This window comes from Fuscovulum sp., from assembly GCA_035192965.1.
Taxonomy (GTDB): Bacteria; Pseudomonadota; Alphaproteobacteria; order Rhodobacterales; family Rhodobacteraceae; genus Paragemmobacter.
In genome coordinates this window covers 2,030,998-2,057,129 of the sequence record CP136571.1, presented here as the reverse complement: position 1 = coordinate 2,057,129, position 26,132 = coordinate 2,030,998, and the positions used below count along the sequence as shown (strand labels likewise).

At 64.6% G+C, this 26,132-nt stretch carries 24 protein-coding genes; 14 read left to right on the top strand and 10 right to left on the bottom strand.

Going from position 1 to position 26,132, the window contains the following annotated elements:
• Positions 1–141 precede the first annotated feature (141 nt).
• From RSE12_10105 to RSE12_10085, 5 genes are all read left to right on the top strand, one after another.
• Positions 142–1,152: an ABC transporter ATP-binding protein gene (locus RSE12_10105; protein ID WRH64649.1), complete on the top strand. Its 1,011-nt coding sequence runs from the start codon at positions 142–144 to the stop codon at positions 1,150–1,152.
• Complete coding sequence (locus RSE12_10100) at positions 1,145–2,215, top strand: dipeptide ABC transporter ATP-binding protein (protein ID WRH64648.1); 1,071 nt, start codon at positions 1,145–1,147, stop codon at positions 2,213–2,215. The genes RSE12_10105 and RSE12_10100 overlap by 8 nt, the downstream gene beginning before the upstream one ends.
• The gene (locus RSE12_10095) at positions 2,212–3,915 is read left to right on the top strand and encodes a peptide ABC transporter substrate-binding protein (protein WRH64647.1); all 1,704 of its coding nucleotides are present in this window, start codon (positions 2,212–2,214) and stop codon (positions 3,913–3,915) included. Before RSE12_10100 ends, RSE12_10095 begins: the two co-directional genes overlap by 4 nt.
• 105 nt (positions 3,916–4,020) lie before the next feature.
• The gene (locus RSE12_10090; GenBank protein WRH64646.1) at positions 4,021–5,028 is read left to right on the top strand and encodes an ABC transporter permease; all 1,008 of its coding nucleotides are present in this window, start codon (positions 4,021–4,023) and stop codon (positions 5,026–5,028) included.
• The gene (locus RSE12_10085; GenBank protein ID WRH64645.1) at positions 5,021–5,968 is read left to right on the top strand and encodes an ABC transporter permease; all 948 of its coding nucleotides are present in this window, start codon (positions 5,021–5,023) and stop codon (positions 5,966–5,968) included. Before RSE12_10090 ends, RSE12_10085 begins: the two co-directional genes overlap by 8 nt.
• Positions 5,969–5,971: 3 nt before the next feature.
• Here RSE12_10085 and RSE12_10080 read toward each other — a convergent pair whose 3' ends face one another.
• The 5 genes from RSE12_10080 to RSE12_10060 all read right to left on the bottom strand — a co-directional run bounded on the left by RSE12_10080 (position 5,972) and on the right by RSE12_10060 (position 12,192).
• Entirely contained in the window at positions 5,972–6,823 is an 852-nt protein-coding gene (locus tag RSE12_10080) for a DUF6544 family protein (GenBank protein ID WRH64644.1), read from the bottom strand.
• 81 nt (positions 6,824–6,904) lie between these two features.
• Positions 6,905–8,188, bottom strand: a complete 1,284-nt coding sequence (locus tag RSE12_10075; GenBank protein ID WRH64643.1) for a DUF3422 domain-containing protein — start codon at positions 8,186–8,188, stop codon at positions 6,905–6,907.
• 270 nt (positions 8,189–8,458) lie between these two features.
• Positions 8,459–9,904 (bottom strand): NAD(P)(+) transhydrogenase (Re/Si-specific) subunit beta, encoded by a 1,446-nt coding sequence (locus RSE12_10070; protein ID WRH64642.1) that lies wholly within the window; start codon positions 9,902–9,904, stop codon positions 8,459–8,461.
• Between the two features lie 13 nt (positions 9,905–9,917).
• Positions 9,918–11,495, bottom strand: a complete 1,578-nt coding sequence (locus RSE12_10065) for a Re/Si-specific NAD(P)(+) transhydrogenase subunit alpha (protein WRH64641.1) — start codon at positions 11,493–11,495, stop codon at positions 9,918–9,920.
• A 133-nt stretch (positions 11,496–11,628) separates the two neighbouring features.
• Positions 11,629–12,192, bottom strand: coding sequence for an isoprenylcysteine carboxylmethyltransferase family protein (locus RSE12_10060; protein WRH64640.1), 564 nt, complete (start codon positions 12,190–12,192; stop codon positions 11,629–11,631).
• A gap of 62 nt (positions 12,193–12,254) precedes the next feature.
• On the opposite strand from RSE12_10060, the gene kynU reads away from it, so the two are divergent.
• The 5 genes from kynU (at position 12,255) to RSE12_10035 (ending at position 17,025) form a co-directional block, all read left to right on the top strand.
• Positions 12,255–13,451 carry a kynureninase gene (kynU, locus tag RSE12_10055; protein ID WRH64639.1) on the top strand — a complete coding sequence of 399 codons (1,197 nt, stop codon included), beginning with the start codon at positions 12,255–12,257 and terminating at the stop codon, positions 13,449–13,451.
• A gap of 43 nt (positions 13,452–13,494) precedes the next feature.
• Positions 13,495–13,893 carry a RidA family protein gene (locus RSE12_10050; GenBank protein ID WRH64638.1) on the top strand — a complete coding sequence of 133 codons (399 nt, stop codon included), beginning with the start codon at positions 13,495–13,497 and terminating at the stop codon, positions 13,891–13,893.
• Positions 13,880–15,124 (top strand): cellulase family glycosylhydrolase, encoded by a 1,245-nt coding sequence (locus RSE12_10045; GenBank protein ID WRH64637.1) that lies wholly within the window; start codon positions 13,880–13,882, stop codon positions 15,122–15,124. Before RSE12_10050 ends, RSE12_10045 begins: the two co-directional genes overlap by 14 nt.
• A 144-nt stretch (positions 15,125–15,268) precedes the next feature.
• Positions 15,269–16,108, top strand: a complete 840-nt coding sequence (gene kynA / locus RSE12_10040) for a tryptophan 2,3-dioxygenase (protein ID WRH64636.1) — start codon at positions 15,269–15,271, stop codon at positions 16,106–16,108.
• A 95-nt stretch (positions 16,109–16,203) separates the two neighbouring features.
• Complete coding sequence (locus tag RSE12_10035; GenBank protein WRH64635.1) at positions 16,204–17,025, top strand: L,D-transpeptidase; 822 nt, start codon at positions 16,204–16,206, stop codon at positions 17,023–17,025.
• A gap of 75 nt (positions 17,026–17,100) precedes the next feature.
• On the opposite strand, the gene RSE12_10030 is transcribed toward RSE12_10035, so the two are convergent.
• Together RSE12_10030 and RSE12_10025 are read right to left on the bottom strand one after the other, a co-directional pair.
• A complete protein-coding gene (locus tag RSE12_10030; protein ID WRH64634.1) occupies positions 17,101–17,790 on the bottom strand; it encodes a D-lyxose/D-mannose family sugar isomerase in 690 nt (229 codons plus the stop codon).
• Positions 17,791–17,824: 34 nt separating this feature from the next.
• On the bottom strand, positions 17,825–19,204 hold the full coding sequence (locus tag RSE12_10025) for an MATE family efflux transporter (GenBank protein WRH64633.1): 1,380 nt from the start codon (positions 19,202–19,204) through the stop codon (positions 17,825–17,827).
• Between the two features lie 11 nt (positions 19,205–19,215).
• On the opposite strand from RSE12_10025, the gene RSE12_10020 reads away from it, so the two are divergent.
• Positions 19,216–19,872, top strand: a complete 657-nt coding sequence (locus RSE12_10020) for a TetR/AcrR family transcriptional regulator (GenBank protein WRH64632.1) — start codon at positions 19,216–19,218, stop codon at positions 19,870–19,872.
• Between the two features lie 5 nt (positions 19,873–19,877).
• On the opposite strand, the gene RSE12_10015 is transcribed toward RSE12_10020, so the two are convergent.
• The gene (locus RSE12_10015; protein ID WRH64631.1) at positions 19,878–20,687 is read right to left on the bottom strand and encodes a gamma-glutamyl-gamma-aminobutyrate hydrolase family protein; all 810 of its coding nucleotides are present in this window, start codon (positions 20,685–20,687) and stop codon (positions 19,878–19,880) included.
• A 231-nt stretch (positions 20,688–20,918) separates the two neighbouring features.
• Here RSE12_10015 and RSE12_10010 point away from each other — a divergent pair, with 231 nt between their 5' ends.
• Positions 20,919–21,290 carry a DUF305 domain-containing protein gene (locus RSE12_10010; GenBank protein ID WRH64630.1) on the top strand — a complete coding sequence of 124 codons (372 nt, stop codon included), beginning with the start codon at positions 20,919–20,921 and terminating at the stop codon, positions 21,288–21,290.
• On the opposite strand, the gene RSE12_10005 is transcribed toward RSE12_10010, so the two are convergent.
• Positions 21,287–22,495: an aminotransferase class V-fold PLP-dependent enzyme gene (locus RSE12_10005; protein WRH64781.1), complete on the bottom strand. Its 1,209-nt coding sequence runs from the start codon at positions 22,493–22,495 to the stop codon at positions 21,287–21,289. The two genes, RSE12_10010 and RSE12_10005, sit on opposite strands and share 4 nt — an antisense overlap.
• Positions 22,496–22,812: 317 nt before the next feature.
• Between RSE12_10005 and RSE12_10000 the strand changes: the two genes are divergently transcribed.
• A complete protein-coding gene (locus RSE12_10000; protein WRH64780.1) occupies positions 22,813–24,480 on the top strand; it encodes an ABC transporter ATP-binding protein in 1,668 nt (555 codons plus the stop codon).
• Positions 24,481–24,509: 29 nt separating this feature from the next.
• Positions 24,510–25,298 carry a folate-binding protein gene (locus RSE12_09995; protein WRH64629.1) on the top strand — a complete coding sequence of 263 codons (789 nt, stop codon included), beginning with the start codon at positions 24,510–24,512 and terminating at the stop codon, positions 25,296–25,298.
• Positions 25,299–25,308: 10 nt separating this feature from the next.
• Here RSE12_09995 and RSE12_09990 read toward each other — a convergent pair whose 3' ends face one another.
• The gene (locus RSE12_09990) at positions 25,309–26,073 is read right to left on the bottom strand and encodes a glycosyltransferase family A protein (protein ID WRH64628.1); all 765 of its coding nucleotides are present in this window, start codon (positions 26,071–26,073) and stop codon (positions 25,309–25,311) included.
• Positions 26,074–26,132 lie beyond the last annotated feature (59 nt).

Sequence of the window (26,132 nt, the reverse complement as noted above, 5' to 3'; positions counted from 1 at the left end):
CACCGGGTGACGCAAGGTAAGGGCGAACAAGCGGCTTGCGGCATTGCAAAAAATCTCTAACACTCCCCCCCACACGCCGGGTGACAGCGCAAAGCTGCATCTGAGAAAAACAATAATCCTGTGACCTTGGGGGGTCTACATATGCCCGATGGGGCGGAACCTGTCCTCGATGTGCGGGGGCTCAAGACCGTTTTCAAAACGCGCGGCGGCGAAATCCATGCCGTGAATTCCGTGAGCTTTCACCTGCGGCCCGGCGAATTGCTGGGCGTTGTGGGGGAAAGCGGGTCGGGCAAATCGGTGACCATGATGTCGCTGATCGGACTGCTGCCGTCGCCCCCTGCCGAGGTGCGGGCGGGAGAGGTGCTGCTGGGCGGGCGTGATCTGCTGAAGCTCAGCCCGCGCGATTTGCAGGCGGTGCGGGGCGCGAAGGTGGGGTTCGTGTTTCAGGACCCGATGACGAGCCTGAACCCGGTTTTCACCGTGGGCAACCAGATCATGGAACCGCTGATCAAGCATATGGGCATGACCAAGGCCCAGGCCGAGGATCGGGCGGCAGAGTTGCTGGCGCTGGTGGGCATTCCGGATGCGAAGAAGCGGCTGAAAAGCTATCCGCATCAGTTTTCGGGCGGGATGCGGCAGCGGGTGATGATCGCCATCGCGCTGGCCTGTGACCCGGACGTGCTGATCGCGGATGAACCGACGACGGCGCTGGATGTGACAATTCAGGCGCAGATCATTGAACTGGTCAAAGAGTTGCGCCAGAAGCTTGGCATGGCGATTGTCTGGATCACGCATGATCTGGGCGTGATCGCAGGTATCGCGGACCGTGTGATGGTGATGTATGGTGGACAGGTTGTGGAGCAGGCCCCGGTACGGGAATTGTTCGCCAATCCGCAGCATCCCTATACCCGCGCGTTGCTGAAGACCGTGCCGTCGCTGACCGGGGAACGCGCGGCGCGGCTGGAGGTGATTCAGGGCCAGCCGCCGATCCTGTCGGGGGCGCCTGTGGCCTGCCCCTTCCGTGCGCGCTGCGCCTATAAGCATGACCGCTGCGAGGCGGAAAATCCCCTGCGCCGGGCGGTGGATGGCAAGCCTGTGGGCCAAGGCCATGACGTCGCCTGCCATTGGAGCCCGGAGGTGACCCATGGCTGACGGGGGGCGCGTGACGCAGGGTGAGCCGCTGGTTCGGGTGCGCGATCTGAAGATGCATTTCCCCATCTATGCGGGCATCCTGCGCCGCAGGGTCGGCGCGGTAAAAGCCGTGGACGGTGTCAGCTTTGACATCATGGCGGGCGAGACGCTGGGGCTGGTGGGGGAATCCGGCTGCGGAAAATCCACCGTGGGCCGGGCGCTGCTGCGGCTATATGAGCTGACGGGCGGGTCGGTGGTGATCGACGGCGAGGATGTTGCGACGCTGTCGCCCGATGCGCTGCGCCGCAAGCGGCCCACGATGCAGATGGTGTTCCAAGACCCGCAGGCGAGCCTGAACCCGCGCATGACGCTGGCCGCGATCATCGGCGAGCCGCTGGATGAGCATACCGATTGGTCGGCCGAGAAAAAGACCGCCCGGGTGCATGAGTTGATGGATCAGGTCGGGCTGAACCGCCGCTTTGCCAACCGTTACCCGCATGAGTTTTCCGGCGGGCAGCGGCAGCGCATCGGGATTGCCCGCGCGCTGGCGCTGAACCCGAAATTCATCGTTTGCGATGAACCCATAGCCGCGCTGGACGTGTCGATTCAGGCGCAGGTGGTGAACCTGCTGGAGGATTTGCAGGACAGGCTGGGGCTGACCTATCTGTTCATCAGCCATGACCTTTCCATGGTGCGCCATATCGCGGACCGGGTGGCGGTGATGTATCTGGGCCAGATCGCGGAACTGTCGCCGCGCGAGGCGCTGTATGCGCGCCCGCTGCACCCCTATGCCAAGGCGCTGCTGTCAGCGGTGCCCGAGGCCGACCCCACGCTGGAGGCGACGCGCCAGCGCATCATCCTGACGGGGGATGTGCCATCGCCGGCCAACCCGCCCAAAGGATGCAATTTCTGCACGCGCTGCCCGGTCGTGATGCCGGTCTGCCGCGATGTCGAACCGAAGCTGATCGAGGTGGAAGCCGGGCGCTTTGTCGCCTGCCATCTGGTCAGCCCGAACAATGCCGGGGGGCACGCATCCCCCGGTGCCGAGGTGCGTGAGCACAACCAACAAGGAGAAGTGAAATGAAATTCAGAACCGCCCTTCTGGGCGCTGCGGCGGCCTTTGCGCTGGCCCCGGCGGCCCATGCCGAACGGGGCGCCGATGGCGAGGTCAAGGTATTCTATTACCAGGCCGTCTCGGTGCTGAATGCCTATCTGTCGTCCGGGACCAAGGACGTCGAGGCCGGGTCGCTGGTGCTGGAGCCGCTGGCCGGTTTCGATCAGGACGGCAAGATGTTCCCGCGCCTTGCGGCGGATATTCCGACGGTCGAGAATGGCGGCGTTTCGGCTGACCTGACCTCGATCACCTGGAAGCTGAAGGAAGGCCTGGTTTGGTCGGATGGCACGCCCGTCACCTCGGCTGACGTGAAATTCACCTGGGAATATTGCACCCATCCCGAAGGCGGCTGCGCGCAGGGCGCGAAGTACGAAGGCATCGCGTCGATCGACACGCCCGATGACCTGACCGTCGTCGTCAAATTCGAAGGGCCGAAGCCCTATCCCTATCAGCCGTTCACGGGCGGCACCGCGCCGATCCTGCAAAAGGCGCAGTTCGAGGCCTGCCTTGGCGCTGCGGCGGCATCCTGCACCGAGCAGAATTCCAAGCCCATCGGCACCGGCCCCTTCATCGTCACCGATTTCAAGGTGAATGACGTGGTCACGCTGGAAGCCAACCCGAATTACCGCGATCCGGCGAAGCCTGCCTTTGCCAAGGTCACGCTGAAAGGCGGCGGCGATGCGCTGGCGGCGGCCTCGGCCGTGATGGAAACCGGCGAATTCGATTACGCCTGGAACACCCAGATCAACCCCGAGCAGCAGGCCCAGATGGAAGCCGGCGGCAAGGGCACCTTTGTCAACGCTTTCGGCACGCTGGTGGAGCGGATCGAGATCAACATGACCAACCCCGATCCGGCCCTGCCGGAAGGCGAGCGGTCCACGGTCAAGCATCCGCACCCGATCCTGAGCGATGCGAATGTCCGCAAGGCGCTGTCGATGGCGATTGACCGCCAGACGCTGGTGGATGTGGGCTATGGCGGCGCGGGCCGCCCGACCTGCAACCTGGTGCCGGCCCCGGCGTTCCAGGCATCGGACAACACCGAATGCCTGACCCAGGACATGGAAGGTGCCAAGGCCCTGCTGGAAGGCGCGGGCTGGACCGACAGCGATGGCGACGGCATCCGCGACAAGGACGGCAAGAAGCTGTCTCTCGTGTACCAGACCACCGTCAACCCCGTGCGTCAGGATTTCCAGGCGCTGGTCAAGGGCTGGTGGAATGAGCTGGGCGTGGAAGTCGAGCTGAAGGCGATTGACCCGTCGGTGTTCTTTGGTGGGGATGCGGCGTCGCCCGACACCTTCCAGAAGTTCTACGCGGACGTGGAAATGTACGCCAACAACTTCGATGGCACCGATGCCGAGCCCTACATGGCGCAGTATCTGTGCGACAAGATCCCGGGTCCGGACAACCAGTGGCAGGGCGAGAACATCAACCGCTTCTGCGACCCGGCCTATGACGTGCTGCTGAAGGAACTGTCGGGCACGTCCGGGATCGAGGCACGCGGTGCGTTGGTCATGAAAATGAACGACATGCTGACCAAGGACACGAATGTGATCATCCCGCTGGTGGATCGCGGCCGCTTCTCGGCCAAGTCCAACACGCTGGACGGGTTCATCATGAATTCGTGGGATACCGAACTGTGGAACGCGCAGGACTGGACCCGCGTGAAATAAGCGGATCATGAGTTGGGGCGCGGTGGGGGTCTTCCCTGCCGCGCCCTTCGCTTACCTTGCGTTCCCTCGGGCACATCCCTTGCGTTCATTGCGGACAGGACGTTCATGCTTTCATTCACCATCCGGCGATTGCTTGCGGCGATACCCACGCTGCTGTTGATCAGCCTTGTGATCTTTCTGCTGGTCGATCTGGCCCCGGGGAGCCCGCTTTCCGAGATACCGCTGACGGTTCCCCCTGAGGTGCGGCAGAAGATGCTGGCCGCAATGGGCGCGGATCAGCCGGTGATGGTGCGCTATGTGCTGTGGTTGAAGCAGTTCTTCTGGATCGAGCCGCTTTATGGCATCGACGCGCTGTTCGGCACCGATTTCGCCCAAGGCGCGCAGCGGATCATCAGTTGGCAATCCAAGGTGCCGGTGTTCCAGATCATCGGGGAACGCCTGCCCCAGACGCTGACGGTGGTGGGTACCGCCTATCTGATCGGGGTGCTGATCGCGCTGCCCATCGGCATCTATTCGGCCTATCGCCAGTATTCCTGGTTCGATCAGGCCGGCACTTTCTTTGCCATGGCGGGGTTTTCCGTCCCCACCTTCTTTACCGGCAATATCCTGATCCTGATTTTCGCGGTGAACCTTGGCTGGTTCCCGACGATCTATGACACCAATCTTGAGGTGGTCGACTGGGCCACGTTCAAGACGATGATGTTGCAGATGGCGCTGCCGGTCACCGTGCTGGCGCTGTTCAACGCGGCCGAGATCAGCCGCTATACCCGGTCTTCGGTGCTGGAAAACCTTGGGCAGGATTATGTGCGCACGGCACGGGCCAAGGGGATGGGCGAAGGCAAGGTCGTGATGAAGCACGTGCTGCGCAATTCGCTAATCCCGGTGGTGACGGTGATTGCGCTGGGTCTGCCCACGGTGTTTGGCGGGGCCATCGTGACCGAGCAGATCTTCAAGATCAACGGCATCGGGGCGGCACTGATCAATGCCATCCATGTATCCGACTTGCCCACCGTGCAAACCGTGACCTTCATCTTTGCGGTGCTGATCGTGATGTTCAACCTGATTGCCGATATCCTGTACGGCATCCTTGATCCGAGGATCCGCTATGACTGAGTCGGCCCCCGAAACGGCGAGCGCCACAGTGACACAGGCCGAGCGCGTGCGCGGCCCCTGGGCCGATGTCTGGGCGCAGTTCCGCAAGCACAAGGGCGCCATGACGGCGCTGGTCATGCTGGGCGCGCTGACGCTGTTCTGCCTTGTCGGGCCGCTGATCTGGCGGATCGATCCTAACTTCATCGAAAGCGACACGGTGAAGATGTTCAAGATGCGCAATCAGGGGCCATCCTTGGCGCATCCCTTGGGCACCGATCAGCTGGGCCGCGACATGCTGGCGCGGATGATGTTCGGGGGGCGCATATCCTTGGCCGTGGGGATGGTCGCGATGCTGGTCGCCATTTTCATCGGCACGGCGGTGGGGGTGATCGCGGGGTATTTCCGGCGGCTTGACGGGCTTTTGATGCGGTTGACGGACCTGTTTCTGGCGCTGCCGCTGCTGCCTTTGCTGCTGGTGATGATCTTTCTGTTCCGCGATCCCATCGCGGGTGTGCTGGGGCCGCGGCTGGGCACGTTCCTGCTGATCGTGATGGCGATTGGCCTGACAAGCTGGATGCAGGCGGCGCGCGTTGTGCGGGGCGAGGTGCTGGCGCTGAAGGAGCGGGAGTTCGTGCTGGCGGCGCGGTCCATCGGCACGCCGTCGCGCCGGATCATCACACGCCATATCCTGCCCAACGTCCTGTCGCCTGTGCTGGTGGCGGCGACGCTGGGGATTGCGGCGGCGATCATCACGGAGTCGGTGCTGTCCTTCCTTGGGCTTGGCTTTCCGCCGGATTTCCCGACCTGGGGGCGGCTGCTGTTTGACGGGATCGCCGAGATCCGCACCTATCCGGAACGGGTGATGTGGCCGGGGCTGGCGATTTCGCTGACGGTGCTGAGCGTGAACTATATCGGGGACGGTCTGCGCGATGCGCTGGACCCGCGCATTCGCGGGCGGTGATCATCACTCTGCGTGCAGGGCCGTGACGCGGCCCTGCCAATAGGGTTTGCGCCCTTGTGGCAGGATCCAGCTGACCTCGCCAGATGTCGGGACGACAAATCCGTTGCGGCGTTCATAGCCCCACCAACGCCCTTCCCAAGGCGTAGGGATCATGGCCCCCGCAACGGTACGACTGCGCGCCTCGGCCCGGATGGTGGTGATCAGATCATCAGGGCCGAAGGTGAAGGTCAGTTCAACTTTTACCGCCCCGTCGGTGACCATTGCCCGCGCGCTGTGATCATCGATCGCGGCCCAGGACACTGCACCACCCGGCAGCAGCGCCGTGGGGTACCACGGGGTTTCGGCAAGCCAACGCAACAACTCGCCTTCGGCAATCGCGCCGCCGCCTTCCAGCCGGGTAAGCGGGATCATCCCAAGGATGGCGGGAAGAAGCATGCCTTCGCCCGCCACATAGGCATCGATCACCCGCACTGGCAGGCCGGGAGCCATGGCAATGCGGCCATCCCAGACAAACCCGGGCCGCGCCACGGTAACACTTTGGGTGGAGGTGAAGGGTTTCCAGTTATCGGCCCCCTCGCCCATGTTGAAAAGCCCCTCATGCGCCATTTCAGCCCGGCGGATGCGTGGCTGGCCGGGGGTCAGCACCGCATGCAGATAGCGGGCGACGGGGGCAGGCAGGCCGTCAAGCTGCGCCGGATCATAGGCGGCGTCGGGAAGGTTCTGTTCTGCTGCCGCCAGCCTGCGCTGCATCTCGGCCATGCGTTGCGGCCAGAGCCATGCGCCCAGCAGGGCCAGACTGCCCCAGAGAAGCAGGACAGAGGCCAGACCAATTCCGATGAGTTTCACCCAGATCATGCGCGCGCCCCGGTTTCCAAGTGCGGCCATACTGGCGCAGCGGGTGGGGGCTGTCCTTGATCCTGAGCAAGCCTTGGGTGGTCAGTCGAAATGGTTGCGGATGCGGCGGACCATCAGCCAGACGCCGACAAGGACGATGGGCGTCAGGATGGCGAGCAGCGCGCCGTGGGACAGATGGACCTGATGCGCGAGCGGTTCCAGCGCATAGGCGGCGAGGTTCACGGCATAGTAGCTGATGGCCACCGTTGACAGGCCTTCGACCGTGCGTTGCAGGCGCAGTTGCAGATCGGCGCGTTTGTCCATGCTTTCCAGCAGCTTCTGGTTCTGCGCGCTGCGTTCCACATCGACGCGGGTGCGCAAGAGTTCCGCCGCACGTTGCGCCCGTTCGGCCATGCTTTTGAGCCGCGCCTCGGCGGATTTCACCGTGCGCATGGCGGGATCGTAGCGGCGCATCATGAATTCGCCAAAGGTCTGGCGGCCAAGGATGCGTTGTTCGCGCATCACCTCGATCCGCTGGTTGACGATGGCCTCATAGGCCGCGGTGGCGCCGAAACGGAAGGAAAACTGCACGGCGAGGCTTTCCAGTTCCGAAGAAATGGTCAGCAGTTCGTGCAAGGCCGCCTCGGGCGAGCGCTCAGACGTATCGAGGGCCGAAACGAGTTCCATCAGCTGCGGGTCAAGCGCGTTCAGGCGGCCTGTCAGTTGGCGCGCGCGCATCAGGCCCAGCATGGACATGGAGCGGTAGGTTTCCACCTCGCACAGGCGTTGCACGATGCGGCCCACGCGGCGCGAGCCGGTGCCGGGGCGGACGAAGACGGCAAAGCGCATGTGACCGGCGGGGTCGATGCGGAAATCGCCCGCGACGATGGCCGCGCCATCCACCACGCGGCTGACGGCGAGGCTTTCGGGAACGAACCAGTCTTCGAGCTTGGCCATGACGGCCTCGTCGTCTTCGGGCAGTTCCTCGACCCGGATCAGGACGGAACAGATGCGCTTGCCCGGCGCGGTGGCGAGCCAGTCATCGGGGAAGACCTCGGCCTCGGCCGGATCGAAGGGGCGGGTGGAAAGGCCGGGGCCGAAGGCGGAATAGGTGACGAACTCGGTATGGCTTTCCCATTTCAGATCGGAGCGCCCGATGGGGCCAGAGAAATGGGTGGCATCGGGCTGCGGATGGGCCGAGGCGTGGCGATCCAGCAGGGCCAGAAGGTGCGCGCGGTCGAGGCTGCGGTCACGGTTGGCGGCGTCGAGCGGTTCCTTGAAGGCCATGTAGACGGCGTGACAGGGCACCTCGAGCGCGGGGAAAGGCCGCGCGTGCAATTCATTCACAAGGGAATAGCGAAGCGGGTGGTCCGATACGGTGGGCATGTGTGTCCTGTCAGGCTTTCCAGCGAGGTAGGATGGCGGGGGCGACGCTTCCAGAGAATTGAAGGAATACCGGGGTATGCAAGGCGGATGTTGCAGAAAAGCCCGAAGGTTGTGCGCGGTTGCGCGGGATTGGGGCAGATGAAAACCGGTTTCGGGCTTGATCCGGGGCTTTTTGCCGGGCCGGGCCTCTGGCGGTGATGGCCTTGAAAGGCAAAAGGCCCCGGTCCTGCGACCGGGGCCTTTGGGTGGTTCGTTGAAGCGCAGCGCCTGTTAGTCGATCATCGGCAGCAGCGCGTCGATGCTCTTTTTGGCGTCGCCGTAGAACATCCGCGTGTTTTCCTTGAAGAACAGCGGGTTCTCGATCCCGGAATAGCCGGTGCCCTGCCCGCGCTTGGAGACAAACACCTGCTTCGCCTTCCAGCATTCGAGCACCGGCATCCCGGCGATGGGGCTGTTGGGGTCTTCCTGCGCGGCGGGGTTCACGATGTCATTCGAGCCGATGACGATGGCGACATCGGTTTCGGGGAAGTCATCGTTGATCTCGTCCATTTCCAGAACGATGTCATAGGGAACCTTCGCCTCGGCCAGCAGCACGTTCATGTGGCCCGGCAGACGGCCCGCCACCGGGTGGATGGCGAAGCGGACGTTCTTGCCCTTGGCGCGGAGCTTGCGGGTCAGTTCCGACACCGATTGCTGTGCCTGTGCCACGGCCATGCCATAGCCCGGGATGATGATGACGGAGTCGGCATCGTTCAGCGCTGCGGCCACACCTTCGGCATCAATGGCGATCTGTTCGCCCGTCACCTCCATCGCGGGGCCGGTGGTGCCACCGAAACCGCCGAGGATGACGCTGATGAACGACCGGTTCATCGCCTTGCACATAATGTAAGACAGGATCGCACCCGAAGAGCCGACCAGCGCGCCCACAACGATGAGCAAGTCATTGGAAAGCGAGAAGCCGATCGCCGCCGCTGCCCAGCCGGAATAGCTGTTGAGCATCGACACCACGACGGGCATGTCCGCGCCGCCGATGCCCATGATCAGGTGATAGCCGATGAAGAAGGCGGCCAGCGTCATCAGGATCAGCGCCCAAGTGCCGGCACCTTGCATGTAAAGCACAAGGAGCAGCACCGACAGGATCGCCGCGCCCGCGTTCAGCGCGTGGCCACCTGGCAGTTTCTTGGCCTTGCCATCCACTTTGCCGGCCAGTTTGCCATAGGCGATGACCGACCCGGTGAAGGTGACCGCGCCGATGAAGACGCCGAGGAAAACCTCGATCTTCAGGATGTTGATTTCAGTCGCCGATTTTTCGGCCACTTTCTGGGCAAAGCCGGTCAGGGCGTTCAGGCCATCGGCATCACCTGCGGCGATGAGCGAGGCGATGCGGACCATTTCAATTTCGGCGTTGAAGCCGATGAAAACGGCGGCAAGACCGACGAGGGAGTGCATGGCCGCCACAAGTTGCGGCATTTCGGTCATCTGCACGCGCTGTGCGACGACCCAGCCGATGGCGCCGCCTGCCGCGATCATCACGACAGAGATCAGCCAGTTGCCTGCACCGGGGCCCATGAGCGTGGCGACGACCGCCAGACCCATGCCAAAGATGCCATACCAGACGGCGCGCTTGGCGCTTTCCTGACCCGACAACCCGCCCAGGGATTGGATGATGAGAACAGCCGCAACAACATAGGCGGCGGTGGTGAATCCGTATTCCATCGCGCGCTACTCCTTACGACTTCTGGAACATGGCGAGCATGCGCCGGGTGACCATGAAGCCACCGAAAATGTTGATCCCCGCCATAAAGACCGACAGCGCGGCAAGGATGACGACAAGCCAGTTGCCCGACCCGATCTGCATCAGCGCGCCAAGGATGATGATGGAAGAGATCGCGTTGGTGATCGCCATCAGCGGCGTGTGCAGCGAATGCGAGACGTTCCAGATCACCTGAACACCGACATAGACCGACAGCACGAAGACGATGAAATGCGACATGAAGCTGGCGGGGGTGTAGATGCCCGCGAGCAGGATCAGCGCGCCGCCGCCCAGAAGCATGCCCACCTGATTGCGGGTCTGGGTCTTGAAGGCAGCAACTTCTTTGGCCCGCTTTTCCTCGGGCGTGAGTTCCTTGACCTTTTCCTTGGGCTTGGCTGCCGCGATGGCCGCAATCTTGGGCGGCGGTGGCGGGTAAGTGACTGCGCCGTCATGCGCCACGGTCGCGCCACGGATCACGTCGTCTTCCATGTTGTGGAAGATCACGCCGTCCTTTTTGGGTGTCAGGTCCGTCAGCATGTGGCGGATGTTGGTGGCGTAAAGCGTCGAGGACTGGGTCGCCATCCGGCTGGGGAAATCGGTGTAACCCACGATGGTGACGCCGTTTTCCGTGACGATCTTCTGATCGGCCACCGTCAGGTCGCAGTTGCCGCCGCGTTCGGCCGCAAGGTCGATGATGACAGAGCCGGGCTTCATCATCGCGACCATGTCCGCCGTCCAGAGCTTGGGCGCGGGGCGGCCCGGGATCAGGGCGGTGGTGATGACGATGTCCATTTCCGGCGCAAGTTCGCGGAATTTGGCCAGCTGTTTGGCGGCAAAGGCCGGGCTGGAGGGCGCGGCATAGCCGCCCGTCGCGGCCCCGTCAGGCAGTTCAGAGGCATCAAATTCCAGATAGACGAAGCTGGCGCCCATCGATTCGATCTGTTCGGCCACTTCGGGGCGCACGTCGAAGGCGTTGACGATGGCACCGAGCGAAACTGAGGTGCCGATGGCGGCAAGTCCCGCAACGCCTGCACCAACGATCAGAACCTTGGCCGGGGGCACCTTGCCCGCTGCCGTGACCTGACCGGTGAAGAAGCGGCCAAAGTTGTTCCCGGCCTCGATCACCGCGCGGTAGCCCGCGATATTGGCCATCGACGACAGGGCATCCATCTTTTGCGCGCGGGAAATGCGCGGCACCATGTCCATCGCGACGACCGTGGCGCCTGCGTCGGCAACCTGCTTCAGAAGCGCCTCATTCTGGGCGGGCCAGAAGAAGCTGATCAGGGTCTGGCCGCGCTTGAGCAGCGCCGCCTCTGAAGGTTCGGGACCGCGCACCTTGACCACCACATCGGCAGCGTCAAAGACGGCCTTGGCGTCGGGCAGAACCTCGGCCCCGGCGGCCGCATAGGCGGCGTCGGAAAAGCCGGCCTTGGCCCCTGCCCCGGATTGAACCACGGATGTATGGCCCAGCTTGGCCAGTGCGATCACGGAATCGGGGGTCATTGCCACCCGGTTCTCGCCCTCAAAAATCTCTCTCGGTGCCCCGATCTTCACGCTTTTTCCCCCGTCTGTCGCTGCCAATGCAGCATCCGGTTGCTCAACCTTGCGCCATCTATCACCGCGCAAGAATATTTCAAAGCCCCCGCTGCAACTTTTCCGACTGTTGCCGGAAATTCCATCGGGGGCCTTACAGCCAGCGCCGCACGCGGGCGGACCAATCGTCGAACGCCGCGCCAAAGCCGGCGCGGAGGCGCGCTTCTTCCTGCCTTATGAACCGGTTGCGGATCAGAAGCATGAAGGCGGGCACCAGCGGCAGCGCCTGCGGGACATCCCACCACAGGATCGCCGCCAAGAGAAAGGCCGCATCGCCCAGATAGATCGGGTTGCGGCTGAGGCGGAAGACGCCTGATGTGACAAGCGCCTGCGGGATGCGGTGCGGGATCACGGTCGTCTTGGCCCGCGCCATGGCCCTGATCGCGCCACCGAACAGCCCCGCGCCGACCAGTGCCAGCCCCGCTGCCAGCATATCGCCCAGCGCGCCGAAGAGGTTGAACGGCAGGAGCCGGTCAATCCCCCAGACCGCCGCCAGAAAGGCGGCAAGCCAGATCGGTGGCAGGTCGATCAGTTTCGACACGGGCGGTTCGCCTTTCACGGTGTTGCGCGATTTGTTCCGTTCCGCGCCGGGAATGGCAAGCCCCCAAGGGCCGGTTTTCGACGCATGGCCGCGTGAATGCGGCACTGTGGCCGCCATGGGGGCGGGTTGTGCCTAAGGCTTGGACAGGTCATTCTGCGCGCAATGAGAGGGAGAGTTCCATGACCACCGATTTCGCCGCCACGCGGGCGGCTTTTGTGCTGCCTGAGGGGATCATTTATCTGGACGGTAATTCGCTGGGGCCGTTGCCCAGGGCCGCCGCTGCGCGTGTGACGCAGGCGGTAGAGGCGGAATGGGGCCAGATGCTGATCACCGGGTGGAACAAGGCCGGGTGGATGGAACAGCCCGCCCGCGTGGGCGACCGGATTGCGCGGCTGATCGGGGCAGAACCCGGCACGGTGGTGATGGGGGATACGCTGTCGATCAAGGTGTATCAGGCACTGGCCTCGGCGCTTGAGATGAACCCGACGCGGCGGGTGATCCTGTCGGATACCGGGAACTTCCCGTCTGATCTGTATATGGCCGATGGGTTGGTGCGGACTTTGGGCGATGGGTATTCGTTGCGGACGGTTGCGCCGGAAGAGGTGCTGGATGCGATTGATGAGACTGTCGCCGTCACGTTGATCACCGAGGTGGATTACCGCACGGGCCGCAAGCATGACATGGCGGCGATCACGGCGCGTGCCCATGCGATGGGGGCGTTGACGATCTGGGATCTGGCGCATTCGGCGGGCGCGCTGCCTGTGGATCTGGCCGGGGTGGGCGCGGATTTCGCGGTGGGCTGCACATACAAGTATCTGAATTCCGGCCCCGGTGGCCCGGCTTTCATCTATGTGGCCCCGCGTCATGCCGAAGTGGCGCGACCGGCGCTTTCGGGTTGGTTGGGGCATGAATCCCCCTTTGCCTTTGACCTTGGCTATCGCCCCGGTCGCGGGGTGGAGCGGATGCGCGTCGGCACGCCGCCCGTACTGCAACTGGCCGCGCTGGAAGCGGCGCTCGATGTCTGGGACATGACCAGCATGGCCGACGTGCGCGCGCGGTCGATCGAATTGACCGAAGCCTTCATCAAAGGGGTAGAGGCCGCCTGCCCCACCCTGACATTGGCCAGCCCGCGCGATCCGGCCTTGCGCGGATCGCAGGTCAGTTTCCGCCACTCGGAGGGCTATGCCATCATGCAGGCACTGATTGCGCGCGGTGTGATCGGTGATTTCCGCGCGCCTGATATCCTGCGGTTCGGCTTCACGCCGCTTTACACCACGTTTGACGATGTCAGCGCCGCCGTTCGGATACTGGCCGAAGTGATGGACAAGGCGCTTTGGGACAGGACAGATTACAAGACCAAGGCCCGCGTCACCTGACGCATAACAACGGGCCGCGTCACTGACGCTTGGGAGGACCGCCATGACCACCATTCGCCGCTGGAACCCCGAAGGCATTGCCGCGCCTGCGTCGCGCTATGCCCATGCTGTACTGGTCGAGGGGGCGGCGCGCTGGCTGCATCTGGCAGGTCAGATCGGCACCCTTCCCGATGGGCGGGTGGCCGAAGGGTTGGCGGCGCAGTTGGATGCCTGTTTTGCCAATGTCGATGCGGGGCTGGCGTCGGCCGGAATGACACGGGAGCATCTGGTGAAAGTGACGGTCTATCTGACCCAGAACACGCCCGAGGCCGTGGCCACCTATCGCGCCCGCCGGGATGCCTGGATCGGAGATGGCCCATTGCCTGCGGCGACGCTGTTGATCGTGGCAGGCCTTGCCTCACCGGCGCTGCTGGCCGAGGTGGATATCCATGCGGCCAGCTAGGCGCGGCGCGGCGCTTGCGGCATTGCTGCTGCTGGGCGCGATGCGCCCGGTGGCGGCAGAGACGCCCGATCTGGCGCGGGGGCTGAACCTTGAGATCTGGGTGGAGTGGCTGGCTGTTGATGACATGCTGGCGCGTGAGGGGTTTCTGACGCCCTTTCCCGACTGGCGCCGCTTTGTCGGGAAGGAAGAGTTTGAACGCTATCGCGCCGACGGGTTCGATTTCCTGCGGATGCCGTTTGACCCCGGCCCGATGCTGGCGCTTGGTCCCGGTCCGGCGCAGGACGCGCTGATCGCGGACATCCGCGCGGCGGCCGAGATGGGGCATGAGGCGGGGCTGACGGTGATCGTGGACCTGCATTCCATCCCCCGCCCGGATGAGGTTTGGGGCACCGATGATGTGGTGGGCCGCCTGTGGCCGGACTATCTGCCGCTGGTGGGGCGGGTTGCGGCGGCGCTGGACGGATTGCCGCCCGAGCGGACATTGTTCGAGCCGCTGAACGAACCCACGCTGGATTGCGATGCCATCTGGGATGACAGCGCCGATGCGCCGCCCGAACGCTGGCCCGACATGCTGGCGCAGATGCATGCCGTGGCGCGGGCGGGGGCGCCGGACCTGCCGCTGGTTCTGTCTGGGGCGTGCTGGGGCGGGATTGACGGGTTGGAGCGCGTCGATCCGGAGCGGATCGGCGATGAGAACGTCATCTGGTCCTATCACAGCTATGACCCGTTTCCCTTTACCCATCAGTCGGCGAACTGGACAGGATCACCGCTGAAATACATCTCGCGCCTGCCCTATCCGCCGTCATCGCTGGATGATGTGACGGCGATGGAGCGGGCGGCGGCGGCGGCGCTGCGGATGCAGGCGGCAGAGGGGGCGGCGGACCCAGCAGCGATTGCCGCCGAGATTGCCGCCTATCGCGCGATGCCCGATGACATCGGCCCTGCGGTCAGCGCCCGCGCGGCGGAGTGGGCGGCACGGCATGGTATCCCGGCGCGGCGGCTGATCCTCGGGGAGTTCGGGGCGATCCATACCGATCAGGAGGGCCGTTTTCCGGGCGATGACGCCCTGCGCTATATCGCCGATCAGCGGGCCGGGGCCGAGCAGCAGGGCATTGCCTGGGCGGTCTGGTCGCTGACCGGCGAGATGGCGGTCACCCTGCCCGATGATCCTGCGCGCGTGATGGACCCGGCGGTTTGCGACGCCCTTGGCCTTGCGGGCTGCGCGCCATGACGCCCCCGCTGCACTGCCCCTTGCCACCCGTCTGCCGCCCGCAGGGATGGGCCGCGCTGTGGCGGCGCATGGGCAATCTTTCGGTTCTGAATTGCAGAAAGGCCTTCTCGTCCTGAACCCTTTTCCCGAACAGGAGACCGAGACATGACCACCTGCCCTTTCAACCCATCCGACGACGGCGCGCAAATGTCCTTTGACGGGCGCATGTCCTATGGCGACTACCTTCAGATCGACAAGATCCTGAACGCACAGAATTGCCTGACAGAGGCGCATGACGAGATGCTGTTCATCATCCAGCACCAGACATCCGAGTTGTGGATGCGGCTGGCGCTGCATGAGTTGGACGCCGCGCGGCGGATGATCAGCGCCGACCGGGCGCGGGAGGCCTTCAAGATGCTGGCGCGGGTGTCGCGCATCTTTGAACAGCTCAATTCCGCGTGGGATGTGCTGCGCACCATGACGCCGTCGGACTATTCCACGTTCCGTGATGATCTTGGGCAATCATCGGGGTTTCAAAGCTGGCAATACCGGCTGATCGAATATGCGGTGGGCAATCGCAATGGGGCCATGCTGCGGCCCCATGCGCACCGGCCCGATCTGATGGCGAAGTTGCAGGCCGAACTGGCGCGGCCGTCGCTCTATGATGCCGCGCTGGCCCATGTGGCGCGGCTGGGGCTGCCAGTGCCGGAGGCGGTGCTGACGCGCGACATTGCCGCGCCGTGGGTGGCCGATGATGGCGTGCGGGCGATGTGGGAAATGGTCTATCGCGACCCGGAGCAGCATTGGCAGGCCTATGAGCTTGCCGAAAAGCTGGTGGATTTCGAGGATTACTTCCGCCGTTGGCGATTCAACCATGTGACCACGGTGGAACGGGTGATCGGGTTCAAGCGCGGCACCGGGGGCACATCAGGTGTGGCCTATCTGCGACGCATGCTGGAGGTTCAGCTGTTCCCCGAGCTTTGGCAGGTGCGGACGACGCTTTGATTCTTTGACGCAAGCAACTGCAGCGGATAGATTAACGGGCGGAAACACGCGCAGGCGCTGCTCGCCCTTCGCGAAACATATGGACCGATAGATTGATGCGCCTTCGATTTCACAGCCTTGTCCGCGTTCTGATTGTCGGCGCTTTTGCCGGGTTGATGTCTGCCTGCGTGCCGCATGGCGAAGGCATGTCCACATCGGGCGCGGCCAAGCCCGGCGTCGCGAAAGAGATCGAGGGGGCCTATCTGGCCACCAAAGATGCCAATATCGACATCCCTGCCCTGCCGGTTGAAGAAATCCCGCAGCAATTCCGCCGCCAGTCTGTCTATTTCGAGACAAACGAAGCGCCGGGGACGATCATCGTCAACCCGTCGCAGCGCGTGTTGCACTATGTGACGGGCAAGAACCAGGCGATCCGCTATGGCATCTCTGTGGGCCGCGCCGGGTTTGAATGGGCGGGCACCGCGATTGTCAGCGAAAAGAAGCCCTGGCCGACCTGGACCCCGCCCGCCGAAATGATCGCCCGCGATCCGAAGCTGGCGAAGTGGAAGGACGGGCAGCCGGGCGGACCGTCGAACCCGCTGGGCGCGCGCGCGATCTATCTGACGACGAATGGTGTGGATTACGGCTATCGTATCCACGGCACGCCGGAATGGCGGTCGATCGGGCGGAATGCCTCATCTGGGTGTATCCGCATGATCAATCAGGATGTGATGGATCTGTATAACCGCCTGAAGGGCGGCGAAAAGGTCGTCGTGCTGACGCGGGACGGGCAATACCCCACCCGTCTGGTCCTGCCGCCGCCCGCGCCGAAGCCCAAGGCCGCTGCCGCGCCTGCGGTGGTGCCAGAGCCGGTGATGCCGGCCCTGCCGGCCCCGGTTCCGCTGGACCCCGAGTTGATTGCGCCTTTGCCAGTCTGACAGGACACCTTTGACAGATTGAGAAAGGGGCGCGACGGGTAACCGTCGCGCCCCTTCTCAATTTTCAGCCCGTGATCAGGCGAGCCAGCGGTCGTAATCCGCGACCAGCAGATGGGTGGGAGCGACGTCTTCTTCAATCTGCGAGAAGCGGCCGATCTTTTGCGACACAAAGACATTGTCGGTGACGTCGTCATTCACGGTCGACACTTCGCCGATCAGCACATCGCCGCCTTCGCCCCAGAAGGCGTGCCAGTCGCCCGGCAGGAGCGTGACGCTTTCCCCCGGTGACAGCAGGATCACCTCGCCGCCCGTGAAGGGGCGCGGGACGCCATCACAATAGACCACCCCGCCCTGGGTTTCGGAAAAGCTGCCATCGGGGTTTGATCCGTTCAGCCGTACGGCCAGTTTTGCGCCGCCCCGGTTGATGATGTCTTCGGCCTTGATCACATGGGTGTGGCAGGGCGAATGCTGATCCTTGCGCGAGATCAACAGCTTTTCGGCATAGCACATGCCGCCGCCGCGTTGCAGATCGGCCAGTTTGCCGTTGCGCAGGGTGAACAGGAACAGGCCCAGTTCATCAAACGCGCCCTGCCCGTAATCGGTGATGTCCCAGCCCATGCGCGCAGTGATGATCGCCTGCGCGTCGGCCTTGCGCGCCTTGAACTGGTCCGGGCTCCAATAGGCGAAGGGTGGCAGGACAAAGCCGTAATGGCGGATCATGTCATCCGCTGCTGCCATGATGTCGTTGATGCGCGACCGTTTCATCCGCCCCTCCCCCGTTGCGTGACCGTGGGCGTATCTAGTCTGATGGTGTTTGCGCCAACAAGTGCGTTTTGCGCTGGAAGCGCCATGTCAGTGCCGCACCTGCCCCCGCCAGCGCCACAATGAACCCCGCCCAGATGCCCGCCGGGCCAAGGCCCAGATGATGCGCAAAGACATAGCCCAGCGGCAGCGACACCGCCCAATAGGCGATGGCTGACACGGCGGCGGGCCACATCGTATCGGACAGGCCGCGCAGTGCGCCCAGCATCGCCGATTGCACCCCGTCAGAGATTTGCATCGGCGCGAAGGCGAGGAAGATTGCCGCCGCGACGGTGACCACCTCAGGATCATCGGTGATGAGCCGCGCGATGGCCGTGCCTTGCGTGGCCAGCACCAGCGCCGCGCCCACCAGCCAGATCATCGCCACCGACAGCGCGGCATAGGCGATGGGGCGCAGGGCGGTGACATTGCCCGCGCCACGTTCCTGCGCGACACGGATCGCCACTGCCCCCGCAACGCCCAAAGGCAGCATGTAGAGCAGGCCGCCCACGGATTGCGCCACCTGATTGCCCGCCAGCGCGACCGTGCCGAAGGCCCCGATCATCAGCGTGGCCACCCCCACCGCGGCGGTTTCCACCACATACATCATGCCAAGCGGCGCACCTTCGCGGGCGGTGGCCTGCATATCGGCCAGCGCCACCTTGCGGCGCAACCGCAGCCGCCGCATAGACGGCGCATAGCGCCACCACATAAAGGCCGCGACCAGTGCGAGGGATTCGGCCAGGAACGAGGCCAGCCCTGCCCCGGTCAGCCCCAACATCGGCAAGGGGCCGATGCCCCAGATCAGCGCATAGTTCAGCGGCACGTTGATGAGCACCGCCAGAAAGGCAAAGGCGGTGCCGAGCCAGGGTTTTTCCACTGCCTCGAATGCGGATTTGAAGGCGGTCAGGATCGAGAAGGGAACCATGAAGGCCGCCATGAAACCCCAATAGGCGGGCATGGCCTCTAGCACCTCGGCGGGTTGGCCCAGCATGGGAAGAAGCGGCCAGATCGCCACCATGATCACGGCAGCACAGACCCCAACCACCGCGCCTAGCGCGAGACCCGACCGCAGGATCACCGGGATATCGCGCCCCGCGCCCGCCCCGTGGGCGGCGCCGATGCGCACCGAAAGGGCCGACAGAAGGCCATAGATCGCGGCATAGAACAGCACCGCCACTGCCCCCGTCAGCCCGACCGCCGCCAGCGGCACTGCGCCCAGCGGTGCCAGCATCAGCGAATCCGTCACCCCGATCAGCGTTGATGCGGCCAGCCCGATGACGATGGGCAGCGCCAGCCCCACCAGGGCCGGCACCTGATGCCAGATCGCGCTGATCCTGTCCCGCCGCAGCACTTGCCACCTGTTCGAATTTGACATACGGTTCGTATGTGGAAATCCTTAACTCGGATACGGGTCGTATGTCAACCGGATCGCAGACTGTCAGTCCCCAACCGCGCCCCATCCCACGCGCCGAAGCGGCGGAGCTGACCGCCGCGCGGCTGATCGCCACCGCGCGGCGTGCCTTTGCCGAACAGGGCTTTGCGCAGGTGTCGCTGGATGCGCTGGCGGCCGAGGCGGGGGTGACGCGCGGCGCACTGCATCACCATTTCACCAACAAATCCGGGCTGTTCGAGGCTGTCTTTCGCGCGGTGGACGCGGAGATCGGGCTTGAACTGGACCTAATCTATGATGCCGAACCTGACCCGTGGCGTGCTTTGCGCGCCTGCTATCATGCCTATCTTGACCTAGCGCTGCGCCCGGATCGGGCGCGCATCCTGCTGCGCGACGCGCCGGCTGTGATGGGGGCGCGCGCGATGGAGATTCTGATGGCGTCGGGCTTTGCGACGATTGTCGAAGATCTGGATCACCTGATCTCGGCGGGCAGGATTTCGACCCTGAACCCTGAATCGGTGGCCCATATGCTGAACGGGGCGGTGATGGCGCAGGTGCTGTGGCTGGCGGATGGGGATCGCCCCGATCCGGCACGGTTGCGCGCGGCCCATGCTGTGCTGGACGCGGTGTTTGACGGGTTGAGCGCGGGTTAGGCCGATCAGGCCCGGCGGGCCACGGCAACCGGGGCGCCGCGACGGGCAGCGGCAAAACCGGCCACGGCATCGCCAAAGGCTGTGAACAGCGGGCGCGAGACGGGATCACCCGCCGCGTTCCATTCCGGGTGCCATTGCACCGAAAGGGTGAATCCGGGCGCGTCCTTGACATAGATCGCCTCGGGCGTGCCATCGGGGGCTTCGCCATCAATCACGATGCGCGGGCCGGGGCGTGCGATGCCCTGACCGTGCAGGGTGTTGGTCATCACCTCATCCGCGCCCATCAGGCGATGGAACACGCCGCCCTTGGCAAATCGGACGGGATGGCGCAGGGCGAACTTCTCTTCGATCGTGCCGTCGGGGGGCATGCGGTGGTTCATCCGCCCGGGAAGATCGCGAATCTCTGGGTAGAGTGTGCCACCCATGGCGACGTTGACCTCTTGAAACCCGCGGCAGATGCCAAGGAAGGGCTGGCCACGTTCGACGCAGGCACGGATCAGGGGCAGCACGATGGCATCACGGCAGCGGTCAAAGCAGCCATGGGCAGGGGTTTCATCTTCGCCATATTCGCTGGGGTGGACATTGGGGCGGCCCCCGGTCAGCAGAAAGCCATCGCACAGATCCAGAAGTTCATCGACCGTCACGAAGCGCGGGTCAGAAGGGATGATGAGCGGCAGGCATCCGGCGACACCGGCCACAGCTTCGGAATTCATCGTGCCGCCGGCATGGACCGGGTATTCCTGATTGATCAGGTTCATGTTGCCGATGATCCCGACCACCGGTCGGCGGGGGGCGCATGTTGGGGCGCGTGTCATGGGTCCGTCATTCCTTGGTTACGATAAGGATAGGCGGCCTTGCTGCACAAGCAAAGGGGATAAGCACGCAATCGCTGTGCAGAGGTGCAGGCTTTGGGTGCCGTTCGGGCAGAGCCGGGCCTGTTTGCCTGCAAATGATCCATCCAGAAACTCGCGCGACCGTGACTTGCCTTCCGGCAGCCGGAAGGTTGGACAGTGCGATCAAACAGCCTGTCCGGAACGGAGAATCTTATGAAATACCCCGCCCTTGCCGCCAGCCTTGCCCTGATGCTGGCCCTGCCCCTAACCGCCATGGCGCAAGAGACCGGCCATGATGCCCATGCCGGACATGCCATGTCGGGCAGCGAATCCGCGGCCACGATGGCCTATATGGAGGCCAACGCGAAGATGCATGCCGGGATGGACATCCCCTTTTCCGGCGATGCCGATGTGGATTTCATCCGCGGCATGATCGCCCATCATCAGGGCGCCATCGACATGGCCCGGGTCGTGCTGGAACATGGCAAGGATGCCGAGGTGAAGAAACTCGCCGAAGAAATCATCGCCGCGCAGGAAAGCGAGATCGCCTGGATGACCGACTGGCTGGCCAAGAACGGCGGTTAAGCCGCGCCTTTGCCCACCACAGCGGCGGCGGCGGCAAGGCCGCCCGCGCCAAAGGGTATGGACAGCGCGACCATCCCCGCCTCCATCACCGCCAGCGCGCCCAGCGTCATATGGGCATTCACATGCCCCATATGCGCCACGCGCAGAAAACCGTGATAGGCCGGATCACCGGGCGGGGCCATGCCAAGGCCGATGCCCAGCGTGACCCCTGCCTTGTGTTCGGTCCAATCGCGCAAGCGGGTCGCATGAGGCGCGCCAAAGCGCGCTGCCGTCACCGACCTGCCGCGATGGGCGGGATCGGCGACATTCAGCGCGATGTCGGGGTTGCCGGCTGACCAGCAGTCGAAAGCTGCCCAGACGGCCTGTGCCAGCACCTCATGCCGGGCCCAGACGGCGGGCAGACCCTCCTCATCCAGCAGCATGGTCAGGCTTTCGCGCAGGCCGAACAGGTGGTGGGTGGGCGCGGTGCCGTTCCAGTATTGCCAGAATTCGGTGCCATCCGCGCGCGGCGTCCAATCCCAGTACGGGGTGCGCAGGTCCGAGGGGCGGCACCGTTCGCGCGCTTTTTCCGAGAACCAGACAAAGCCCACGCCGGGCGGCACCATCAGCCCCTTCTGGCTGGCGGCCACCATCACATCGACGCCCCAGGCATCCATGTGAAATTCGTCACACCCGAGCGAGGCGATGCAATCCACCGCCAGAAGCGCGGGATGACCCACGGCATCCATCACCGCGCGCAGGGCGGGCACATCGGTGCGGATCGTGCTGGCCGTATCGACATGGGTGGTCAGCACGGCTTTGTAGGTATGGGCCTTGTCGGCGCGCAGCGCCGCATCGACCCGCGCGAAATCGACGGGAGTGGAGCGGCCAAAATCCAGCACCTCTACCTCAACCCCCAAAGCGCGCACGCTTTCGGCCCAGGACAGGCCGAAACGCCCAGTAGCCAGAACCAGCGCGCGGTCCCCGCGTGAAAACAGGTTCATGTTGGCCGCTTCCCAGACGCCATGCCCGTTGGCGATGTAAAGCGCCACATTCTGCGTCGTGCCCGCCACCCGGCGCAGATCGGGCCAGAGCGTTTCCACCATTGCCGGAAGCGCGCCGTCATAGATGTTCGGCGCGGCCCGGTGCATGGCCGACAGGACCCTGTCGGGCATGACCGACGGGCCGGGGATGGCAAGGTAAGGGCGGCCATTGGCAAGCGTCATCGTCATCTCCGCTGGGGTTCGCCCCAATGGCTATGCCTGCCCGACGGCAAGGTCAACCAGACGACCGGGCGGGCGGGTCGCTTGCCCATGGGGCGCAATCGCGCTAGTCAACAGGTGTAACTGGCCCTGCTGCGGGGCCCGCCAAGCAAAGGCCGCCCTGCCCCGTGCCCGATCCGCACCCCGATCCGCAGATTGCAACCGCCAAGGCGCATGTCAGCCAACCGATCGACCGCACGGGCGATGGGGATGCGGCCTATGCCTCGCGCCCGCTGTTCGGGCGGCTGTGGTCGGGCTATTTGCGCCCGCATGTCTGGCTGATGGCGGCGGCCTTTGTCGTGATGTCCATCGAGGGCAGCACGCTGGGCTTGCTTTCGTGGATGATAAAGCCGCTGTTCGATTCCGTCTTTGCCGCCGGGGGCGAGGCGTCGCTGATCTGGGTCGGCGTGGCGATCCTGAGCCTGTTCCTGTTGCGGGCGGTGACTACGGTCGTGTCGCGGTCGCTGCTGACGATCATCTCGATCCGCATCGCATCGGCTATGCAGGTGGATATGCTGCGCCATATCCTGAAACAGGATGGCGGCTTCTTTCAGCGCAACCCGCCCGGAGCCTTGATGGACCGGGTGCAGGGCGATACCGGCGCGGTTCAGGGCATCTGGCAGACGGTGATCGTGGCGGCGGGGCGCGATATGGTGGCGCTGATCGGGTTGTTCGCAGTGGCGCTGTCAATCGACTGGCGCTGGACGCTGGCCGCGCTGGTGGGGGCGCCGCTGCTGATCGTGCCATCGGTGATCTTGCAGCGCTATCTGCGGCGGAAGTCGGCGCAGATGCGCGATGCGGCGGCGGCGCGATCCACCCGGCTGGACGAAATCTTTCACGGCGTGAACGCGATCAAGCTGAACCGGCAAGAGGCCTATCAGACCGGCCGTTTCATGCAGATCGTGCGGCTGCTGAACCGCACCTATACCAAGGCCGTGGTCGCGGCGCAGACCATGCCCGCGATGATCGACATCGTCACCGGGGTGGGCTTTTTCGCCGTGCTGATGCTGGGCGGGCGTGAGGTGGCGTCGGGCGAGCGGACGGTGGGGGAGTTCATGTCGTTCTTCACCGCCATGACGCTGACCTTTCAGCCGATCCGCCGTCTGGGTGAATTGGCAGGGACTTGGCAGATCGCGGCGGCGAGCCTTGAGCGGATTTTCCGCCTGCTGGACACCGACACCTCCGAGGATCGGCCTGTCGTGGGTGCGTCACTGCCCGAGGGCGTGCCGGGGATCGAGTTGTCGGATGTGCAATTCGCCTATCCAGGTGTGCCGGTTCTGAACGGGCTGAGCTTTTCCGCCGAGGCGGGCAAGATGACCGCCATCGTTGGCCCGTCGGGCGCGGGGAAAAGCACGGTGTTCCATCTGCTGACAGGGCTGGCGGAACCCGATGCCGGGGTTATCCGCATCGGCGGGCAGGATGTGCGGGGCTTTACCCTGCCCGATCAGCGCGCGCTGTTTGCCACCGTATCGCAGGATACGGCGCTGTTTGACGAGTCCCTGCGCGAAAACATCGTGATGGGCCGCGACGGTGTGTCGGCGGATCACCTGTCCGATGTGGTGCGGGCGGCGCATTTGTCGGATGTGGTGGCAGCGATGCCGGGCGGGTTGGATAGCCCCGCCGGACCGCGCGGATCGGCCTTGTCGGGCGGCCAGCGGCAGCGCGTGGCGATTGCGCGCGCGCTGATCGCCGATGCGCCGGTGCTGCTGCTGGATGAGGCGACATCGGCGCTGGATGCCCAATCCGAGGCGGCGGTGGCGGCGGCTTTGGCGACGCTGGCCAAGGGGCGTACGACACTGGTCATCGCGCATCGCCTGTCGACCGTGCGCGAGGCGGACAAGATCGTGGTCATGGACCGGGGTCGCGTGGTGGAACAGGGCCGGCATGAGGAATTGATCGCGCGCGGCGGGCTCTATGCGGGGCTGCACGCGTTGCAGTTCAAGGATTGACGCCTATCTTGGGGCGGCAGGAGGCGGCGATGACAGGCAAGATGGCGACAGGCGAGGCGGCATTAGATCGGCGGGTGATGGCGGTGACCGGCGCGGATGCGCTGCCGTTCTTGCAGGGGCTGGTGTCGAATGATGTGCTGCCGCTTGGCAAGGGGCCGGGGATTGTCTGGGCCGCACTGCTGACGCCGCAGGGCAAGTATCTGGCGGATTTCTTTCTGGTGCGCAGGGGCGATGCTTTGCTGCTAGACCTGCCCGAGGTGCTGGCAGATGCCACCTTGCGGCGGCTGGGCATGTATCGCCTGCGCGCCGATGTGCAATGGGCCCACGCCGCCCTGCATGTGCAGCGCGGGCTGGGCGAGCTACCTGCGGATGCTCTGGCCGATCCGCGCCATCCGGCGCTGGGATGGCGGGCCTATCGGGCCGAGCCGGGGCTGACACCAGTGATCGACTGGGATGCGATCCGTGTGGCGCATGTGATCCCCGAGACGGCGCGGGAACTGGTGGTCGATGACAGCTATATCCTTGAATCGGGGTTCGAGCGCTTGCATGGCGTGGATTTCCGCAAGGGTTGCTATGTCGGGCAAGAGGTCACCGCGCGGATGAAGCACAAGACAGAGCTTCGCAAGGGGCTGGTCCGGGTGCAGGTGACAGGCAGCGCGGGCTTTGGGGATGAGATCACGGCGGGCGGCAAGCCTGCGGGGACGCTGTTCACCCGATCAGGGGACCACGCGATTGCCTATCTGCGGCTGGACCGGGCGACGGGGCCGATGCAGGCGGGTGACGCGGTGGTGACGCTGGACGCGGATCAGCCGGGTTAAGAGCGGCGCTTCAGGCCTTGGCCATCGTCCAGCCGTAGGTTTCGGCGAAATGCGCCTCAAGCGCGGCGACGACGGCACCATTGCCGCCTTCGCGGTTGAAGGCCCGCCAAAGGCTGGGGCCGCCCTTGGCCACTTCGGGCAGGGCCTCCCCCTGCCCCACCACCTGCGCCAGAACGCCCGCCCGGGCCATGTGCCAGCGCAGCCAGAGGTCATCTGCCGTGGGGGCGATGGTTTGTGCGGTGGCGATATCCAGCAGATCGGGCGGAAAATCGCGCCCGGAATAGAGCACCCCATCCTTGCCGATGGGCAGCAGATGCAGCGCGGGGCCGTCCGGCAGGGGCGCGCCGAACCAGCGGCCATAGCCCGCCACACGCGCGCCTTTCAGAACGATTGCGTGCCCGCTCCAGGCCGTGACGGCGCCTGTGGCTTGCCGCGCCGATACGAGCCGCGCCAGCCAATCGGGGGGATAGAGCGTGTCGTCATCCGCCGTGATGACCCAGCGATCGGTGCCCGCATGTTGCGCCGCCCAAGGCAGGATCTTGCGATAGGGGCCGGTGTTTTCAACCCAGACCACCTGCACGCGCGTGCCATCGACCAGTGCGGCCAGATCGGCGGGCAGGTCGGTGATGCCCTGATCCAGCAGATAAGGCGTGCGCGACAGGTGGATCAGCACCCGCGCGGGCGGCATGTCCTGCGCGAGGATTGACCGGATCACGGGGGCCAGGCGGGCGATGCGGGGGCTGATCGTGGTCAGGCTGACGTCGATATCCGGCACCACAGGCATACCCCTTCACTTGCCCGCCGATCATGCCAAAGGCGGCACCAAAGGAAAAG